Source organism: Kitasatospora sp. NPDC056531 (genome assembly GCF_042794375.1).
Taxonomy (GTDB): domain Bacteria; phylum Actinomycetota; class Actinomycetes; order Streptomycetales; family Streptomycetaceae; genus Kitasatospora.
This window is the reverse complement of the sequence record NZ_JBHTTU010000003.1, coordinates 198,486-217,774: the sequence shown is the minus strand read 5'-3', so window position 1 is coordinate 217,774 and position 19,289 is coordinate 198,486. Positions and strand designations below refer to the sequence as shown.

The window sequence follows — 19,289 nt, the reverse complement described above, 5'->3', positions numbered from 1 at the left end:
TTCAACGAACACGCCGAGCTTCCCTTTTTCTTTTGAGCCTATGTGATCATCGGCCGGCAATGGAAACCGGGGTGACCACCAAGGGTCGGGCCGACACTTCGAGGCGTCAACCCCTCCCTCGGGCACAGAATCTAGCGGATCACCCGGACACCGCCGGCGCCGCCGGCGCACTCACGTCGAAGTTGGCGCCCTTCTGGGCCATCAGCGCCTGCAGCACCCGGGCCTTGCGGTCGTTCTGCTCCGGGCTCCCCCAACGCACCGTCGCACCCCCGCTGAGCTGCAGTTCGATGTCGTCGTAGGAGTGCACGAGAACCGATCCGGCCCGCTTGGCGATCTCCGGCGGAAGCCCGGCGGCCACCGCCACCGCGCCCTGCACCAGCTGCGCGCGGGAGATCACCCCGGCCACGTCCTTCGCCTGCTGACTGAGCCGCAGCTCCACCACCGGCACGCCCTCCGGCGGGGCCGCCTCGGTGGCGAAGCTCACGCCGGTGACATCCACCTGGGTGAACTGGCCGTCCTCCCCCTTGACGGCGGCCACGGCGGTCCGCTGCACCACCTTGACCTGCAGGGTGTGCGGCCAGCCCCGCCACACCTCGGCCTTGGCCACCCGGGGGATCGCCTCCACCCGGTGCCTGACCTCGTCCAGGTCCACCCGGGCCAGCGGGCCGCCGGCCAGCCCGCCGACCGCGTCACGGACCTGGTCCGACGTCAGCTTCTCGTCCTTCGTGCCCTGGACGGCGACATCGCGCACGTCCAGCACCGGGGAGTAGAACACCAGCCAGGCCAGCCCGCCCAGCACCGCGGCGACGAGCACGCTCAGCACCACGATGCCCCGCCGGGAGAGCCGGAGGCGGGGAGCGGACTCCTCCCCCTCCAGCTCCTCGTCCAGAGGGTCGGCTAGCCGACCGTCAGCCACGGCGCCGGCCGCCCCGATGGGCCTGGATCGCCTCGTACACCATGCCGACCAGCAGGTCGTCGGCGTCCCGGCGGCCGAACTCGGCCGCGGCCCGGCTCATGTCCCACAGCCGCTGGGGGTCGGTGAGCACCGGCAGCACGTTCTGCAGCACCCAGTCCGCGGTCAGCTCGGCGTCGTCCACCAGCAGACCGCCGCCGGCCTTGACCATCGGCTGGGCGTTCAGCCGCTGCTCGCCGTTGCCGATCGGCAGCGGCACGAAGGCGGCGGGCAGGCCGACCGCGGCCAGCTCGGCCACCGTCATGGCGCCGGCCCGGCAGAGCATCAGGTCGGCGGCCGCGTAGGCGAGGTCCATCCGGTCGATGTACGGCACCGGGCGGTACGGCGGCATCCCGGGGACGTCCGCGACCTGCGGCAGCTCGTTCTTCGGGCCGACCGCGTGCAGGATCTGCACGCCGTACTGCTGGAGCCGCGGGGCGATCGCGGTGACCGTTTCGTTCAGCCGGCGCGCGCCCTGGGAGCCGCCGGAGACCAACAGGGTGGGCAGCCGCTGGTCGAGGCCGAAGTACTGGCGGGCCTCCGGCCGGGTGGCGTTGCGGTCCAGGGTGGCGATGGTCCGGCGCAGCGGGATGCCGATGTACCGGGAGTCGCGCAGCTTGCTGTCCGGGGTGGAGACGGCGACGAAGTCGGTGTAGCGGGCACCGATCTTGTTGGCCAGGCCCGGGCGGGCGTTGGCCTCGTGCACCACGATCGGCACGCCGGCCCGCTTGGCGGCCAGGTAGGCGGGCATCGCGACGTAACCGCCGAAGCCGACGACGGCGTCGGCGTTGACCCGCTCGATGATCTCCTGGGCGGCCCGGACGGTGCCGCGCAGCCGGCCGGGGACGGTGATCAGCTCGGGGGTGGGCTTGCGGGGCAGCGGGACGGCCGGAATGAGCTCCAGCTGGTAGCCGCGCTCGGGCACCAGCCGGGTCTCCAGACCCTTCTCGGTGCCCAGGGCGGTGATCCCGATGGACGGGTCGTGCCTGCGGAGGGCGTCCGCGAGGGCCATGGCCGGCTCGATGTGACCGGCGGTCCCCCCGCCGGCGAGTACGACATGCACCGAAATTCACCGCTCCCTGCGTGCCGGCCCGGGGGCCGGGCGCGCTGTGGTTCGTCGTCGTGGCAGCACCCGGGCCAGTCGCTTCCTGATCCGGGAGTTCTTGCTCCGGGCGGCCAGGGCCGCCTTCGCGCCCGAGGAGCTGCGTGCCAGGCACAGCAGCACTCCGATCGCGGACATGGCCGACAGCATGGCGGAACCGCCGTAGGAGAACAGCGGGAGCGGGACGCCCGCGATGGGCAGCAGTCCCAGCGCCGACCCCAGGTTGATCATGGCCTGCGCCATGATCCAGGTGGTGGCGGCTCCCGCGGCGTACCTGACGAAGGGGTCCTTCGTACCGATGGCCACACGGATACCCGCGTAGCCTAGTGCCGCGAAGAGACCGATCACCGACAGCGTCCCCACCAGGCCCAGTTCCTCGCCGGTCGCGGCGAAGATGAAGTCGGTGTGCGCCTCTGGCAGCTGGCCCCACTTCTCCACGCCGGCGCCGAGGCCGGTGCCGAAGCCGCCGCCGAGCGCGAACGAGTACACGCCGTGCAGGGCCTGGAAGCAGGCGCCCTCCGGATCGAGCTTGGTGACGCCGATGCAGCCCAGGCGCTCGGCCCGGTGCGGGACGGTGATCACCAGCGCGGTGCAGACCACGACCGCCACCCCGAGGGTGGCCACGAACAGCCGCAGCGGCGCGCCGACCATCCAGAGCAGCGCGAACACCATGGCCACCAGGATCATCGAGGTGCCCATGTCGCCGCCGATCATGATCAGCGCGAGCAGCAGCAGGGCCCCCGGCACCAGCGGCACCAGCAGGTGCTTCCACGAGGTGAGGGTGCCGGCCTTCTGCTTGCGGGCGAGCAGGTCGGCGCCCCAGAGCACCAGCGCGAGCTTGGCGAACTCGGAGGGCTGGAACTGGAAGAACCCGAAGTCCAGCCAGTTCTGGTTGCCGTTGATCCGCACCCCGACGCCGGGCACGGCGACCAGCGCGAGCGCGCCGATCACCCCGAACATCACGGGATAGACGATCACCCGCAGCACCGCCACCGGGACGGAGGCGAAGCCGACCAGCAGGACCAGGCCGAGGATGGCCGCGATCAGCTGCTTGAGGAAGTAGTACTGCGCCGTGTGGTGCTGGTTCAGGGCCAGGATCTGCGAGGCCGAGAAGACCATCATCAGGCCCAGCACCACCAGCAGCAGCGTGGTGCCGACGGTCAGCAGGTACGGCGTGAGCGGCCGGTCCAGCCAGTACCGTACGCGGGCCCGGAAGGCCTGCAGGCGGCCCAGCGGACCGGCCGACTTGTACTTGGTCGTGGTGGCGGAGATCACTCGCCACGGCTCGGCGGCATCCTGCTTGGAAACGCCGGAATCCGCCCTGCCCTGCCCCGCCACCGCTCCCCGCTCTCCTTCGACTGCGGCTCCTTCGCCTCCGGGCCGCTCGGACCCGACGCCGACGGTCGTCGCTCCGATGCCCCTCGTTTCCTCGGGGCCTCCTCGCTCCTCCCTTTCGGCGTCGGCGCGGCCCTTCGGCTCACTCGCCGAGGTTCGCCAGCTCCCGGACGGCCGCCGCGAACAGGTCGCCGCGCTCGCCGTAGTTGGTGAACATGTCCATCGAGGCGCAGGCCGGGGCCAGCAAGACCGTGTCACCCGATCGGGCGAGCGACGCGGCCGTGCGGACCACCTCGGTCATCGCCATCGCGCCAGTGTGGCCCTCGGCCGCCTCGATCACCGGCACATCCGGAGCGTGTCGCTCCAGCGCCTCGCGGATCAGCGCCCGGTCCTGGCCGATCAGCACGACCGCGCGCAGCCGCTCGGCCGCGCCCTGGACCAGGTCGTCGAAGGTCGCGCCCTTGGCCAGGCCGCCGGCGATCCAGACGATCGGCCGGTAGGCGGCCAGCGAGGCCGCCGCGGCGTGGGTGTTGGTGGCCTTGGAGTCGTCGATGTACGTGACCTCGCGGACCACGCCGACCTCGGCGATCCGGTGGGCGTCCGGGCGGAAGGCCCGCAGGCCCTCCCGGACGGCCTTCGGCTCGACCCCGTAGGCCCGGGCCAGCGCCGCCGCGGCGAGCGCGTTGGCGATGTTGTGCGGGGCCGGCGGGTTGACGTCCTCGACGGAGCCCAGCTCGGCCGCGTTCTTGGTCCGGTCCTCGACGAAGGCGCGGTCCACCAGCAGGCCGTCCACCACGCCGAAGTTCGACGGGCCCGGCGCGCCGAGGCCGAAGCCGATCGCCCGGCAGCCCTCCTCGACGTCGGCCTCGCGGACCAGCGCCTCGGTGGCCGGGTCGGCCAGGTTGTACACGCAGGCGACCACGTTGCCCTCGTAGATCCGGCCCTTGTCGGCGGCGTACGCCTCCATCGAGCCGTGCCAGTCGAGGTGGTCGGGTGCCAGGTTGAGCACCGCCGCCGAGTACGGGCGCAGCGAGGGCGCCCAGTGCAGCTGGTAGCTGGAGAGCTCGACGGCGAGCACGTCGTACGGCTCCTCGGCGAGCACCGCGTCCAGCACCGAGACCCCGACGTTGCCGACGGCGGCGGTGCGCTTGCCGGCCGCGGTGAGGATCGAGGCGAGCATCTGGACGGTGGTGGTCTTGCCGTTGGTGCCGGTGACGGCCAGCCAGGGGGCGGGCTCCCCGGTGCCCGGCAGCGGCTTGCGCAGCCGCCAGGCCAGCTCGACGTCGCCCCAGACCGGGACGCCAGCCGCCTCGGCGGCGGCGAACAGCGGGCTGTCGGGGGCCCAGCCGGGCGAAGTGACGATCAGCCGGGTGCCCTCGGGCAGGCTCGCGCCGTCGCCCAGGCGCACCGTGACGCCCAGCGCCTCCAGCTCGGCGGCACGGGCCTTGAGGCCCTCGCCGCTGCCGCCGTCCACCACGGTGACGCTCGCGCCGAGCCCGTTCAGGACGCGCGCGGCGCTGATGCCCGAGACGCCGAGGCCGGCGACCACCACGGGCAGGTCATTGAACTGCGACTCGATCATCTGGGGATTCATCATCCGGTCCGGTATCCCGCGTAGAAGAGGCCGAGGCCGACGGCCACGCACAGGCCCTGGATGATCCAGAAGCGGACCACGACCAGGACCTCGCTCCAGCCCTTGAGTTCGAAGTGGTGTTGCAGTGGTGCCATCTTGAAGACGCGCTTGCCGGTCATCCGGAAGGAGCCGACCTGGATGATCACCGACAGGGTGATGATCATGAAGAGGCCGCCGAGCAGGATCAGCAGCAGCTCGGTGCGGGAGCAGATCGCCAGGCCGGCCAGGGCGCCGCCGAGGGCGAGCGAGCCGGTGTCACCCATGAAGATCTTGGCGGGCGAGGTGTTCCACCACAGGAAGCCGAAGCAGGAGCCCATCAGAGCGGCGGCCACCACCGCGAGGTCCAGTGGGTCGCGGACGTCGTAGCAGGCGCCGGTGGCGGAGATGAAGTAGGCACAGCTCTGGGTGTACTCCCAGACGCCGATGAAGGTGTAGGCGCCGAAGGCCATCACCGAGGCGCCGGTGGCGAGGCCGTCCAGGCCGTCCGTCAGGTTCACGCCGTTGGAGGTCGCCGCGATCATGAAGTACGCGAAGATGACGAACAGCACCGGGCCGATCGCCCACTTGAAGTCGCGCACGAAGGACAGCGACTGGGAGGCCGGGCTGAGCCCGCGGTCGTCGTGGAACTGCAGCGCCAGGACGGCGAACACCAGACCGACGATGGACTGTCCGGCCAGCTTCGCCTTGGCCCGCAGGCCCAGCGAGCGGCGCTTGACCACCTTGATGTAGTCGTCCAGGAAGCCGACCAGGCCGAGGCCCGTGGTCAGGAAGAGCACCAGCAGCCCGGAGGCGGTCGGGGTGTCGCCCGTTATCGCCTTCGTCCCGAAGTACGCGATCAGGGTCGCCAGGATGAAGGCGATGCCGCCCATGGTGGGCGTGCCCTTCTTGCTGTGGTGCGCCTTGGGGCCGTCGTCACGGATGTACTGGCCGTAACCCTGCCGGGCGAGCAGCTTGATCAGGGCGGGCGTGCCGACCAGCGAGAGGATCAGGCCGATCATCCCGGAGAAGAGGATCTGCTTCATCATCGGGCAGCACCGTCCGTAAGGAGCGCCTCGGCCACCTTCTCCAACCCCACCGAACGGGACGCCTTCACCAGGACCACATCCCCCGGCCGCAGCTGACTGCGCAGCAGCTCGACCGCCGCGTCCGCGTCGGACACCAGCACCGACTCCTCACCCCACGAACCTTCGTTCCTCGCGCCGAGTTCCATGCAGGCCGCCTCGCGTCCGCCGACCGCCACCAGCTTGGTGACGTCCAGCCGGACGGCGAGCCGCCCGATGGCGTCGTGCTCGGCCAGGCTGTCCTCGCCGAGCTCCCGCATCTCGCCGAGCACCGCCCAGGTGCGGCGGCGCTCCGGACCGCGGCCACCCATCGAGACCAGCGCCCGCAGCGCGGCCCGCATCGAGTCGGGGTTCGCGTTGTAGGCGTCGTTGACGACGGTGACACCATCGGCCCGGTCGACGACCTCCATGCGCCAGCGGGACAGCGCACCCGCCTCGCCCAGGGCTGCCGCGGTGTCGTCGACGGTCATCCCGAGCTCCATCGCCACCGCGGCGGCGGCGAGGGCGTTCGAGACGTGGTGCTCACCGTACAGGCGCAGCTGCACGGGAGCGGAACCGGCCGGGGTGGTGAGCGTGAACGATGGCCGTCCGGTGGCGTCCAGGCGAACGTCGGTCGCCCGGACGTGGGCCTCCGGGGACTCCCCGAAGAAGACCACCTTCGCCCTGGTCCGGGAGGCCATCGCGCGCACCAGCCGGTCGTCCGCGTTGAGGATCGCGGCACCCTCGGCGGGCAGCGCCTCGACCAGCTCGCCCTTGGCCTCGGCGATCGCCTCCTGGGAGCCGAACTCGCCGACGTGGGCGGTGCCGACGTTGAGGACCAGGCCGATCCGGGGCGGGGTGATCGAGGTGAGGTACTCGATGTCGCCCTTGTGCCGGGCCCCCATCTCCATGACCAGGTGCCGGGTGCCGGCCTCGACCCGCAGCGCGGTCATCGGGTGGCCGATCTCGTTGTTGAGCGAGCCGGGCGGGAAGACGGTCTCGCCGTGGCGCTGGAGCAGCTGGGCGATCAGGTCCTTGGTGCTGGTCTTGCCGGCCGAGCCGGTCAGCGCGACCACGGCGGTGCCCTCGGCGCGGGCGACCACGGTGCGGGCCAGCTTGCCGAGGGCGTCCACCACACTGTCGACCAGGACGGCGGGCACGCCGACCGGGCGGGAGGCCAGCACCGCGACGGCGCCGGCCCCGACCGCCGTGGCGGCGTAGTCGTGGCCGTCCACCTGCTCGCCGACGAAGGCCGCGAACAGGCCGCCGGGGCACACCTTCCGCGAGTCGACCTCGACCGGGCCGGTGACCAGGACGTCCGGGTCCGCGCCGTCCAGGGTGCCGCCGACCGCGGCGGCCACCTCGGCGAGGGTCAGTGCGATCACTGCTGCTCTACTCCTCGGTCGCCCCCGGCGGCCGTGGTCCGCGCGATGGATTCGCGCAGCACCTCCCGGTCGTCGAAGGGGCGGATCTCGTCTCGTACGTACTGGCCGAGCTCGTGGCCCTTGCCGGCCACCAGCACGGTGTCCCCCGCCCGGGCGCGGGCGACGGCGAGCTGGATCGCCTCGGCCCGGTCGGGGACGACCAGGACGGCCCCGCGCTCGGCCTCGGGCACCGCGGCGGCGCCGGTCAGCATGGTGGCGAGGATCGCCAGCGGGTCCTCGCTGCGCGGGTTATCGCTGGTCAGCAGGGCGGTGTCGGCGAGGCGGGCGGCGATGGCGCCCATCGGGCCGCGCTTGTGCGGGTCGCGGTCGCCGCCGCAGCCGACGACCACGTGCAGGCGGCCCTTGGTGACCTCGCGCAGCGAGGCGAGGACGGCCTGCAGGGCGTCCGGCTTGTGGGCGTAGTCCACGACCGCGACGAACGGCTGTCCGGCGTCCACCCGCTCCAGTCGGCCCGGCACGCCGGGGACGGCGGCGACGCCGGCCACGGCCCGCTCCAGCGGCAGTCCGGCGGCGACCAGCACGGTGATCGCGGCGACCGCGTTGGAGACGTTGAACGGGCCGGGCAGCGGCGCGACCGCGTCGGCCTCGGCACCGTCCGGGCCGAGCAGCCGGAAGGTGGAGCTCACCGGGCCGAGCTGGACGTCCACGGCCCGCCAGTCGGCCTCGGCGGCGCCGGCGGCCGAGAAGGTCGTCACCGGGATCTTGGCCTCGGCAGCGAGCCGGCGGCCGTACTCGTCGTCCAGGTTGACCACGCCGTGGCGGGACTTGCCGGGCTGGAAGAGTCGGGCCTTCGCCTGGAAGTAGTCCTCCATGTCCGGGTGGAAGTCGAGGTGCTCGGGGGTGAGGTTGTTGAACAGCGCGACGTCGTACGCCACCCCGTCGGTGCGGCCGAAGACCAGGGCGTGGCTGGAGACCTCCATGGTCACCGCGTCCGCGCCGCGCTCGGCCATCACGCCGAGGATCGCGTGCAGGTCGGTGGCCTCGGGGGTGGTGCGCTCGCTCTTGATCCGCTCCTCGCCGACCCGCATCTCCACGGTGCCGATCACGCCGGGGCTGCGCCCGGCGCCGCGCAGACCGCCCTCGACCAGGTACGAGGTGGTGGTCTTGCCGTTGGTGCCGGTCAGCCCGATCATCAGCAGCCGCTCGGACGGGCGGCCGTAGACGATCGCGGCCAGCTCGCCCATCCGGGCCCGCGGCCGGTCGACGACCAGCAGCGGCAGACCGGTGGGGGCGGCCAGCTCGGCGCCCGCGGGGTCGGTGAGCACGGCCACCGCGCCGGCGTCCGCGGCCTTGGCCGCGAAGGCCGCGCCGTGGTGGTTGGCGCCCGGGAAGGCCACGTACACGTCGCCCGGGCGCACCGCGCGGGAGTCGTGGGTGACGCCGGTGACGGCGCCGCCCTCGACGGGCGGCAGGCCCAGCTGAGCGGCCAGCTCGGCGAGCGACAGGGCGGCGGTCCCGGTCGGGCGGGGCGGACTCACGGTGGTTTGATCGGGTTTCGGCACGCCGGGAAGGCTATCCGCCGAAGGGTGCCCAGGGCCAAACCGGGCCTTCTCGGCGTCGCCGGCCGCACCGGCCCGCTGGTTGCTCATCCGCGCTCACGGCTTCCACTCGACGGGCAGGTTGGGCGCCTGGCTGCCGCTCGGCGGGACCTGCATGGTCTTCAGGGTGAACTCCATCACCTGCTTGAACACCGGCCCGCACAGCTGGCCGCCGAAGTGGCCGTTGACCGGGCCCTGGAGGGTGCAGGAGACGGTGTAGCGGGGGGCGTCGGCGGGGGCGAAGCCGATGAAGGAGGCGGTGTAGCCGTCGTAGCCGACCCCGTTGGCGGCCCCCCGGTTGGCGGTACCGGTCTTGCCGGCGACCCGGTAGCCGGGGATGGCGGCCTTGCCGCCGGTGCCCTGCTCGTCGTCGACGACCGACTCCAACATCGAGGTGAGGGTCTTGGCGGTCTGCTCGCTGACCACCCGGGTCTGCTCGCCCGGCGGGGTCGGGGTGAACTTGCCGTCCGGCCCGGTGGTGCCCTGGACGATGCTGGGCGCGACCCGCACCCCGCCGTTGGCGATGGTCGAGTACACCGAGGTGGCCTGCAGCGCGTTCATCTGCAGCGGGCCCTGGCCGAAGGAGATGTTGTACTTCTCCGAGGCGACCAGGTCCTCCGGCTTCTTGAGCATCCCCGGGGTCTCCCCGGGGAAGTTCAGGCCGGTCGGCTGGGCCACGCCGAACTTGCGCATGTAGCCGTCCAGTACCTGGTTGGCCTTCAGCTGGTCGCCGTCGCCGAGGGTCTCGATCGCCTCGATGGTGCCGATGTTGGAGGACTTGGCCAGCACCCCGGCCAGGGTCAGGTACCAGTCGCCGTGCTCGATGTCGTCCTTGAACTGCTGGCCGGCCCGGACCAGCCGGTTCGGCACGGTGACCTTGGTGTCCCAGTTGGCCTTGCCGGAGTCCAGGACGGCGGCCAGGCTCATCAGCTTGGCGGTGCTGCCCGGCTCGTACGCGTCGACCAGGGCCGGGTTGCCCATCTGGGACTGCTTGGAGAGGCTCAGGTCGTTCGGGTTGAAGCCGGGCGCGGTGGCCATCGCGAGGACCTGACCGGTCTTCACGTCCTGGACCACCACGTAGCCCTTCTCCGCGCCGGAGTTGGCCACCTGGTCGGTGATCGCCCGCTGGGCGGCCCACTGGATGTCCCGGTTGATGGTCAGCTTGACGTCGCTGCCGGGCACCGCCTCGTCCATCGAGCCCCCGGCGGTGGGCACCAGCCGCCCGCCCGCCTGGGCGTAGCTGCTGTGGCCGTCCTTGCCGGCCAGCAGCTTCTGGTACTGCAGCTCCAGGCCGCCCGCGCCTGCGCCCTCGCCGTTGACGAAGCCGACCAGGTTGGCGGCCAGGCCGTCCGCCGGGTAGACCCGCTTCTGGGTCTCCTGGTTGAACACCCCGGCCAGCGGGTTGGCGCACTCGTTGTCCACCCGGGTGCGTCCGCCCTGGTCGGCGGGCTTGCCGAGCAGCTTCTTCTGGGCCAGGCAGGTGCGCGAGCCGGCCTGCTTCTCCAGGGTCGACTTCAGGTCGCTGATCTGGTTCTTGGCGGCCGGGGTCTGCTGGGCGGCGAGCCGCTTGTAGCGGGTCTTGGGTGCGTGCAGGTCGGCGGCGAGCTTCTCCTTGGACACACCGATGATCGGCGACAGCAGGGCGGCCGCCTGCTCCGGCGCGTCCGGGATGCCGGTCGCCCCCGGGGTGAACATCGCCGGGTCGGCGGTGATGTCGTACGCGTCGACGGTGGCCGCCAGCGCGACCCCGTCGGAGGACGTTATCGAACCGCGCTCGGCGGTGATCGGGATGTTCAGGTAGCGGTTGGTGTTGGCGTCGGCGGCCAGCGCGTCGGCGTCCACCAGCTGGAGCTGCACCAGACGCCCGGCGAAGACCGAGAACACCAGGGACAGCGCCACGGTGATCACCCGCAGCCGGCGCTTCGGCTCGGCCAGCTTCAGCGCCTTGGGGCGCTGCGGCGGGCGGGTCTTCGGACGCGGCCGCACCGCCGCCTGGCTACGGGCCGGCGGACGGCCCTCGGGGCGGCGCTGCTGCGGCGCGCGCGGGGTACGGGCGGCAGCGGCCTTGGCGGGCTGGGCCTTGGCCGACTGGCCGCGCGCGGGCTGGCCCTTGACGGGCTGCGGCTTCGCGGCCTGCGGCTTGACGGGCTGCGACTTCGCGGCCTGGCCCTTCGCCGGCTGGCTGCGGCCCGCGGCGGGCCGGGGCGCACCGCTGCGCGGCGGCTGACGACGGCCCGAACCTGAGCCGGAGCCCGACGGCTGACGAGGAGTGGTCACCGGTTGCCACCCCCGTGCGGCGCGGGCGAGACCGGGTTGAGCTGGATCACCGAGTCACCGGCCGAGGCCGCCGGGGTCGGCGTCGGCGGGGCCGTAGCCGGGGTGGTCGGCTGGGCGCTCGGCTGCGCCGTGGGCCGCGCCGAAGGCGCCGGGGCGCCCTGCGCAGCCGGGGAGGCCTTCACCGGCCACGGATCGACCGTCGACTTCTTCACCGGCGGGCTGTCCTGCGCCGGTCCGGGCGTGCCGATCACCTTGCCTCCGTTCGGCACGTCCAGGAAGGCCATCCCCCCGGCCGGGACCATGCCCAGCTCGCCGGCCCGCTTGGCCAGCGCGTCCGGGGCCGAGCTCTGGTCGATCTCGTGCTGGAGGCTCTGCTGCTCGTCGGTCGCCTTGGTGGTCTGCTTCTGCAGCCGGGACAGCTCGAAGGACCCTTCGTTGAGCGCGGTGTTCAGCGCCAGCAGCCCGAACAGACCGCCGGCCAGCAACACCACCACGAGCACCGCGAACGGCGTGCGCCCCCGCACGGGGCGCCGCCCCGGCCGGACCGTGATGCGTGCCCTGCCCTGTCCGGGGAGTCCTCCCCGCCCCGCCCGGACCTCACCGGCCACCGGCCCCACCGCTTTCCTCCGCCCTTCGGACCCCGCCGGGGCTCAGCCCCGCTTGCTTCGGTCCCTGATCCTCTCCGCCACCCGCAGTCGCACGGGCGCGGCGCGCCGGTTCTCCTCGATCTCCTGCTCGGTGGCCAGCTCGGCACCTCGGGTGATCAGTTTGAGCCAGGGCTGGTGCTCCTCCGGGATGAACGGGAGCCCCGGCGGGGCGGTGCTGGTCGCCCCGGCGGCGAAGTACTGCTTCACCAGCCGGTCCTCCAGCGACTGGTACGACATCACGACCATCCGGCCGCCGAGCGCCAGGACGTCCAGCGCCCCCGGGATCGCCCGGTCCAGGACCTCCAGCTCGCCGTTGACCTCGATCCGCAGTGCCTGGAACGTCCGCTTGGCCGGGTTCCCGCCGGTCCGACGGGTCGCCGCCGGAATGGCGTTGCGCACCAACTCGACCAGACGCGCGCTGTTGGTGAACGGTTCCTTGGCCCGCTCCCGCAGGATGACCGAGGCGATCTTCCCGGCGAACCGCTCCTCGCCGTACACCTTGAGGATCCGGGCGAGGTCGCCGTGGCTGTAGGTGTTCAGCACCTCCGCCGCGCTGATCCCCCGGGTCTGGTCCATCCGCATGTCCAGCGGCGCGTCCTGGGCGTACGCGAAACCGCGGTCCGCTTCGTCCAACTGCATCGAGGAGACGCCGAGGTCGAACAGGATGCCGTCCACCTCGTCGATGCCCAGGCGCTCCAGCACCTCGGGGATCTCGTCGTACACCGCGTGTACCAGGGTGGCCCGGTCACCGAACGGGGCCAGCCGCTCGCCGGACAGCTTCAGCGCCTGCGGGTCGCGGTCCACCGCGATCAGCCGGACCTCCGGGAACTGGGTGAGCAGCGCCTCACTGTGCCCGCCGAGTCCGAGGGTGGCGTCCACCACCACGGCACCGGGGCGCGAGATCGCGGGGGCGAGGGCGTCCATGCACCGCTGCAGCATCACCGGAACGTGCTTGGGACCCGGTTCGTTGGTGGTCATGCGCGGTGGCGCCCTTCCTCGGTGCGGAGCAGCCCGATCTCCGGGAGCTCCGACCATTCTCGCCCACCGTCCCCCGGCACGACGACGCGGCCCGTGGTCCCCGCCCGCTCAAGGGGAAGGTCGTGACCGCCCGGCGCCGGGGAAGGTGCGCCAGGTGGGCACGGAGCGGGTGGAGGCCACGAGCCGCATCGACCGGGCCACACCGGCCGACAAGGCCCGGTTGACGGGCTCCGGCGGGTGTGCTCCACTGCGCCGCAACTCTATCGCGCGGGCCCCGGCAGTCAATGGTCCGCTCCGGCGCACCACCCGGGCGGCGGTACGGATCACCGCAGGTCGCGGCCGTCGGGGCGGTCCGGTGGAGGCCCCGGCTGGCGAGCCGCGACGAGCGCCGCGCGCCCCCGTCGAGCGACCGGGTACGAACCCACTCCGGGACCAGCCCGGACAAACCCTCCCGTTGTCGCTATGCACTCGATCACAGCGGCCGGTTCTGTAGCTCTCGACCCCACCGCGGGGCCCGGAATCGCACTAACGTCGCCACCATGACAGTGACCCCCGACCGGCCCACGCCGAACGCCGCTGCCGACACCACCCGACCCGTCATCATCGACCGTTTCGTGACGGCCAACCGCGAGTACGCGGTGACCTTCCGGGACGGCGGCATGGACGCCCGCCCGGTGCAGAAGATCGCCGTGGTGGCCTGTATGGACGCCCGCCTCGACCTGTTCGCGGCGCTCGGCCTCGAACTGGGCGACGCACACGTCATCCGCAACGCGGGCGGCGTCGTCACCGACGACACCATCCGCTCCCTGACCATCAGCCAGCGCGCCCTCGGCACCCGCTCGATCGCGCTGATCCACCACACCGGCTGCGGCCTGCTCGGACTCACCGAGGACTTTCGCCGCGAGCTGGAGCTGGAGGTCGGCCAGCGCCCGCAGTGGGCGGTGGAGTCCTTCGTCGACCTGGACGGCGACGTCCGCCAGTCCATGCAGCGGGTGCGTACCTCCCCGTTCCTGCTGCACACCGACGACGTGCGCGGCTTCGTCTTCGACGTCCACACCGGACTGCTGCGCGAGATCGTCTGATACCCGCGCTCTCTCGGGCCCCCGCCCCGAGCCGAAGGGGCGCGCCGGTGCCGAAAGGGAGAAGCGACCAGCGAGGTACGAGCGCCGGAGCGCCGACCGTCGGCACCGGGTCAGAGCGCCCCGGAGGCGAGCGGGCGAGTCACAGGGCATTCGGGGACAGCCGAATGGTGACTTCGGGCCACCGCCCGGGGGAGAATGCGCCTGCCGGTCGGACCCCGAACCACCTGGGGCGGCCGGGCCGCAGGCCGCTACCCCGGCGCCGGATCCGCCGTCGGAACCGCCCCCGGGACGGCCGCGTCAAGCATGGGGTGGGGGTCCGGCCTCGGGTGAGGCGGGCACAGGGTGCCAGGGAGCGTAAACGGGTGACGAGCTACAACGACCAGGCCGGTCTCGGCAGTCCTGCGGGGGGCGAACAGAGGGCGAACGGGTACCGCCAGGTCGGACTCCCCGAGCTCGCCGCAGTCGTGGACCGCGTCCGCGCCAACATCGAGAGCGTGATCGAGGGCAAGCCGGAGGCCGTCCGGATCGCCCTGACCGTCCTGCTCGCCGAGGGCCACCTGCTGCTGGAGGACGTGCCCGGCGTCGGCAAGACCATGCTGGCCAAGGCACTCGCCCGCTCGGTCGACTGCACCGTGCGCCGCATCCAGTTCACGCCCGACCTGCTGCCCTCGGACGTCACCGGCACCAACATCTACGACCAGCAGCGGCACGACTTCGAGTTCCGCCCGGGGGCGATCTTCGCCCAGATCGTGGTCGGCGACGAGATCAACCGCGCCTCGCCCAAGACCCAGTCCGCGCTGCTGGAGTCCATGGAGGAGCGCCAGGTCACCATCGACGGCACCAGCTACGAGCTGCCCTCGCCGTTCATGGTCGTGGCCACCCAGAACCCGGTCGAGATGGAGGGCACCTACCCCCTCCCGGAGGCCCAGCGGGACCGCTTCATGGCCCGGATCTCGATCGGCTACCCCAGCCCCGAGGCCGAGTTCGCGATGCTCGACGTGCACGCCGGCGCCAGCCCGCTGGCCGACCTCCAGCCGGTCGCGCACGCCACCGACATCCTCAAGCTGGTCGACCTGGTCCGCACCGTGCACATCGCCGACCCGGTCCGCCGCTACGCCGTCGACCTGGTCGCCGCCACCCGCACCAGCCCCGAGCTGCGCCTGGGCGCCTCGCCGCGCGCCACCCTGCACCTGGTCCGGGCCGCCCGCGCCGCCGCCGCGCTGGACGGACGCGACTACGTCACCCCGGACGACATCCAGCGCCTGGCCGTCCCGGTCCTCGCGCACCGCCTGATGCCGACCGCCGAGACCCAGCTCAGCCGCCGTACCTCCGAGCAGATCGTGGCCGACCTGGTCGCCCGGCTGCCGCTGCCGCGTCCGCAGGGCGGCCCGGCCGTCCGGAGGGGCTGAGGTGGCCTCATCCGATCAGACGGGTGGACTGCGGGCCGGACTGCGCGGCCTCACCACCCGCGGCCGCTCCTTCCTCGCGGCCGGACTGACCGCGGTGGTCTGCGCCTACCTGCTCAACCAGGACGCCCTGCTGCGGGTCGGCGTGCTGCTCGCCGCGCTGCCGCTGGCCGCCGCCCTGGTGGTCGCCAACACCCGCTACCGGGTGGCCAGCGGCCGCCGACTCAGCCCGCACCGGGCGATCGCCGGCCAGGAGGCCCGGGTCCACCTGCGGGTCGACAACGTCTCCCGGGTGCCCACCGGCCTGCTGCTCCTGGAGGACACGGTCCCGTACGTGCTCGGGCCGCGCCCGCGCTTCGTGCTGGACCGGGTCGAGCCGCGCGGCTTCCGCGAGGTCTCCTACCGGGTCCGCTCCGACCTGCGCGGCCGCTACCCGCTCGGGCCGCTGCAGCTGCGGCTGTCCGACCCGTTCGGGATGTGCGAGGTCAACCGTGCCTTCACCGCCTCCGACGTGCTCACCGTCGTCCCGCAGGTCCAGGCGCTGCCACAGGTGCGGCTCAGCGGCGAGTGGATCGGCCAGGGCGAGAGCCACACCCGCACCCTCGCGCTGGCCGGCGACGACGACGTGATCCTGCGCGAGTACCGGCCCGGAGACGACCTGCGCCGGGTGCACTGGCGCTCCACCGCCCGGTACGGCGAGCTGATGGTGCGCCGAGAGGAACAGCCGCAGAAGGCCCGGGCCACCGTCCTGCTGGACACCCGCGAGGTAGGCCACCGCGGCAGCGGCCCGGCCTCCTCCTTCGAGTGGGCGGTCAGCTGCGCCGCCTCCGTCGCCGTGCACCTGCTGGAGCGCGGCTACCAGACCCAACTGCTGACCGACACCGGCCAGTGGGTGCCCGGCCCCGGCACCGGCGGCAACAACGTCGCCGCCGACACCTCCGGGCTGATCCTGGACGCCCTCGCGGTCGCCGACCTCTCCGACGGCGGCGGGCTCTCCCGCGCCGAGGAGCCGCTGCGGGCCGGCGGCGAGGGCCTGCTGGTCGCCGTCATCGGCGCGCTGGACGAGGCGCAGACCGCCCGACTGGCACGGCTGCGCAGCCGTACCGGCGGGGCGATCGCCTTCCTGCTCGACACCGACACCTGGGCCGGCCTGCGGATGCTCGCCCCGAACACCGGCGGCGACGAGTTCCGCAAGCGGGTCCGGCAGCTGCGCGAGGCCGGCTGGACGGTCCTGCCGGTGCGCGCCGGGGACTCCGTACCGGACCTGTGGCGGGCCTCCGAGGGCGCCAAGACCACCGCCCCCTACCGAGAAGAGGCCGGCGCGTGACCACCCGGGCCAAACTGACCGTGTACTCGGCGCTGGCCACCACCCTCGCCGCGCTGTGCATGCTCCCGCTGCTCACCACCCGGAGCTGGCTCACCCACGCCGTCCTGGTGATCGCCGTGATCGCGGCGGTCGGAGCGGGCCTGCGCCGCTCCCCGCTGTTCCGCTGGACGGTGCCGGTCGCGCAGCTGCTGGTACTGCTCCTGCTGATGCTGATCGGATTCGCCGGCTCCGGGATGACCGGCGGCGTGCTGCCCGGCCCGAACGCGATGCGGGTGCTGAGCCGGGTCCTCTCCTCCGGCATCGACGACATCACGCAGTACGCCATCCCGGCGCCTCCGACGGCCGGACTGCGGCTGATCCTGGTTTCCTCGGTCGGCCTGATCGCCGTCCTGGTGGACACCGTCGCGGTGACCTACCGGCGCTCCGCGCTGGCCGGGCTGCCGCTGCTGGCGCTGTACTCGATCGGCAACGGCCTGGCCGGGGACCACGGCAGCTGGGTCTGGTTCGGTCTGGCCGCGGCCGGATACCTGATGCTGCTGTTCGCCGAGGGCCAGGACCGGGTCTCCCGCTGGGGCCGGGTCTTCCGCGGCGGCGCGCGCGGCACGGTCGGCTCCAGCCGGGTCAGCCCGGGCGGCCAGCAGGTCGGCGTCCTGGCGCTGGCCCTGGCGATACTGCTGCCGGTCTTCCTGCCGCGCTGGGACTTGGGGCTGCTGGACTCCAACTCCGGCGGGTCCTCCGGCAAGGGCACCTCTGGCAGCGTGACGACCAGCCTCGACCCGCTGGTCAGCCTGGAGGCCGCGGTCACCAAACCGACCGACAACGAGCTGCTCAGCTACACCCTGGACAGCGACCTGGCCGACCAGATCTACCTGCGCACCGGCTCCCTGGACCAGTTCGACGGCACCAACTGGAAGCTCAGCAGCCCCGTCGTCAGCGACCTCCCGGCCACCCTGCCCTCCCCCGAGGGCCTGCGCAGCACCGACGTCCCCCGGATCGAGGGCGACTTCCAGGTGAGCGACCGGTTGGAGAAGAGCTGGCTGCCGATGCCGTACCCGGCCGCCTCCGTCCAGCTCCCCAACCGCGGCGACTGGAAGCTCGACCCGATGACCCGCACCGTGGTGCCGACCAACGACAAGGCGATCCGCGGCCTGCACTACCAGGTCACCTCGCTGGACCTGCGGCCCACCGCCGCCGAGCTGCGCGCCGCGCCGCTCGCCCCGCAGGACATCCGGGACCACTACACCGCCCTGCCCACCGACCTGCCACCGGTGGTCGCCGAGCAGGCCAAGTCCGTCACCGCCAAGGCTCAGAACGACTACGACCGGGCGACGGCGCTGGTGAGCTGGTTCACCGGCCCGCAGTTCAAGTACGACACCAACGTCGCGGGCGGCACCGGCAGCGACGCGATCGCGGTCTTCCTGCGCGACCGCCGGGGCTTCTGCGTGCACTTCGCCTCCACCATGGCGGCGATGGCCCGGGTGCTGAAGATCCCGTCCCGGGTCGCGGTCGGCTTCACCCCCGGCGACAGCAAGGGCGGCAACGTCTACTCGGTCACCGGCCGGATGTACCACGCCTGGCCCGAGTTGTACTTCTCCGGCTACGGCTGGATGCGCTTCGAGCCGACCCCGAGCCGCGGTGTCCCGACCCACTACCAGGAGGCGTCCAGCGCCCCGACCACGGCGCCCACCCAGCAGCCGACCGCCGCCGCGTCGAGTGCGGCCGCCCTCCCGGCGCCGACCAGCAGCTCGGGCTGCACCGCCAAGCAGCGCCAGCTGGGTGACTGCGGCGCCAAGAACAAGGCCGTCGACAAGGCCGACGAGCAGTCCTGGCTGCTCTCCCCGCAGGTGCTCGGCGCCCTGGCCGCGGTACTGGTGGTGATCGCACTGCTGCTCGCCCCGATGCTCTGGCGCACGGCCCTGCGCCGCCGCCGGCTCGGCGGCGGCGGACGGCGCCGCCCCGGCGGGGACGGTCCGCTCGAACTGACCGACGCCCAGGTGCTGGCCGCCTGGGACGAGCTGGTCGACTCCGCCTGGGACCTCGGAATTCCCCCGGACGAGTCACGCACCCCGCGCTCGGCCGCCCGGAGGATCACCGAGACGGCGGAGCTGGACGCGGACGCGGCGGCGGCCGCCGGGCGCCTGGCGCTGGCCACCGAGCGGGTGCTCTACGCCCCGGCCGGGCAGGTCACCACGGCTGCGCTGGCCGCCGACGTCCGCACCGCCCGGCACGGCCTGTGGGTCGGCGCCGGCCGGATGGACCGGGCCCGGGCGCTGCTGCTGCCGCCGTCCTCGGCGCAGCTGTGGTGGCGGATCTCCGACGCGGTGCGGGCGGCCCGTACGGGCGTCGGCACCCGGGTCGGCCGGGCCGTCGAGGCGGTCACCGGGCCGGTGCGGCGGGTGTTCACCCGGCGCAAGCGGTCCACCCCTCGGTCCTGAGCCGTCCTGAACCGGCAATGAGCCGGGGCGGGGGGGGGGACGGACGCCCCCCCCGCCCGACCTTCCTTTTCTCCTTCTTCTCCTTCCACCTT

At 72.9% G+C, this 19,289-nt stretch carries 14 protein-coding genes; 4 read left to right on the top strand and 10 right to left on the bottom strand.

Going from position 1 to position 19,289, the window contains the following annotated elements; all coding sequences use genetic code 11:
• Positions 1-139: 139 nt before the first annotated feature.
• The 10 genes from ACFQ87_RS05690 to rsmH form a co-directional block, all read right to left on the bottom strand.
• Positions 140-916, bottom strand: a complete 777-nt coding sequence (locus ACFQ87_RS05690; RefSeq protein ID WP_380609296.1) for a cell division protein FtsQ/DivIB — start codon at positions 914-916, stop codon at positions 140-142.
• Positions 909-2,015, bottom strand: a complete 1,107-nt coding sequence (murG, locus tag ACFQ87_RS05685) for an undecaprenyldiphospho-muramoylpentapeptide beta-N-acetylglucosaminyltransferase (protein ID WP_380609295.1) — start codon at positions 2,013-2,015, stop codon at positions 909-911. The genes ACFQ87_RS05690 and murG overlap by 8 nt, the downstream gene beginning before the upstream one ends.
• A 6-nt stretch (positions 2,016-2,021) precedes the next feature.
• Positions 2,022-3,392, bottom strand: a complete 1,371-nt coding sequence (gene ftsW, locus ACFQ87_RS05680) for a putative lipid II flippase FtsW (protein ID WP_380609294.1) — start codon at positions 3,390-3,392, stop codon at positions 2,022-2,024.
• 139 nt (positions 3,393-3,531) lie between these two features.
• On the bottom strand, positions 3,532-4,983 hold the full coding sequence (murD, locus tag ACFQ87_RS05675) for a UDP-N-acetylmuramoyl-L-alanine--D-glutamate ligase (protein ID WP_380609402.1): 1,452 nt from the start codon (positions 4,981-4,983) through the stop codon (positions 3,532-3,534).
• The gene (gene mraY / locus ACFQ87_RS05670) at positions 4,983-6,044 is read right to left on the bottom strand and encodes a phospho-N-acetylmuramoyl-pentapeptide-transferase (protein WP_380609401.1); all 1,062 of its coding nucleotides are present in this window, start codon (positions 6,042-6,044) and stop codon (positions 4,983-4,985) included. The genes murD and mraY overlap by 1 nt, the downstream gene beginning before the upstream one ends.
• Positions 6,044-7,447, bottom strand: coding sequence for a UDP-N-acetylmuramoyl-tripeptide--D-alanyl-D-alanine ligase (gene murF, locus ACFQ87_RS05665; protein ID WP_380609293.1), 1,404 nt, complete (start codon positions 7,445-7,447; stop codon positions 6,044-6,046). The genes mraY and murF overlap by 1 nt, the downstream gene beginning before the upstream one ends.
• Positions 7,444-9,009, bottom strand: coding sequence for a UDP-N-acetylmuramoyl-L-alanyl-D-glutamate--2,6-diaminopimelate ligase (locus tag ACFQ87_RS05660; protein WP_380609292.1), 1,566 nt, complete (start codon positions 9,007-9,009; stop codon positions 7,444-7,446). Before ACFQ87_RS05660 ends, murF begins: the two co-directional genes overlap by 4 nt.
• Positions 9,010-9,102: 93 nt before the next feature.
• The gene (locus ACFQ87_RS05655; protein WP_380609291.1) at positions 9,103-11,322 is read right to left on the bottom strand and encodes a penicillin-binding transpeptidase domain-containing protein; all 2,220 of its coding nucleotides are present in this window, start codon (positions 11,320-11,322) and stop codon (positions 9,103-9,105) included.
• A complete protein-coding gene (locus ACFQ87_RS05650) occupies positions 11,319-11,846 on the bottom strand; it encodes a cell division protein FtsL (RefSeq protein WP_380609290.1) in 528 nt (175 codons plus the stop codon). The genes ACFQ87_RS05655 and ACFQ87_RS05650 overlap by 4 nt, the downstream gene beginning before the upstream one ends.
• Positions 11,847-11,972: 126 nt before the next feature.
• Positions 11,973-12,947 carry a 16S rRNA (cytosine(1402)-N(4))-methyltransferase RsmH gene (gene rsmH, locus ACFQ87_RS05645; RefSeq protein WP_380609289.1) on the bottom strand — a complete coding sequence of 325 codons (975 nt, stop codon included), beginning with the start codon at positions 12,945-12,947 and terminating at the stop codon, positions 11,973-11,975.
• A gap of 539 nt (positions 12,948-13,486) precedes the next feature.
• On the opposite strand from rsmH, the gene ACFQ87_RS05640 reads away from it, so the two are divergent.
• The 4 genes from ACFQ87_RS05640 (at position 13,487) to ACFQ87_RS05625 (ending at position 19,197) form a co-directional block, all read left to right on the top strand.
• Positions 13,487-14,029 carry a beta-class carbonic anhydrase gene (locus ACFQ87_RS05640; protein ID WP_380609288.1) on the top strand — a complete coding sequence of 181 codons (543 nt, stop codon included), beginning with the start codon at positions 13,487-13,489 and terminating at the stop codon, positions 14,027-14,029.
• A gap of 362 nt (positions 14,030-14,391) precedes the next feature.
• Entirely contained in the window at positions 14,392-15,438 is a 1,047-nt protein-coding gene (locus tag ACFQ87_RS05635; RefSeq protein ID WP_380609287.1) for an AAA family ATPase, read from the top strand.
• Position 15,439: 1 nt separating this feature from the next.
• The gene (locus ACFQ87_RS05630; RefSeq protein WP_380609286.1) at positions 15,440-16,762 is read left to right on the top strand and encodes a DUF58 domain-containing protein; all 1,323 of its coding nucleotides are present in this window, start codon (positions 15,440-15,442) and stop codon (positions 16,760-16,762) included.
• Entirely contained in the window at positions 16,759-19,197 is a 2,439-nt protein-coding gene (locus tag ACFQ87_RS05625) for a transglutaminaseTgpA domain-containing protein (protein ID WP_380609285.1), read from the top strand. The genes ACFQ87_RS05630 and ACFQ87_RS05625 overlap by 4 nt, the downstream gene beginning before the upstream one ends.
• Positions 19,198-19,289 lie beyond the last annotated feature (92 nt).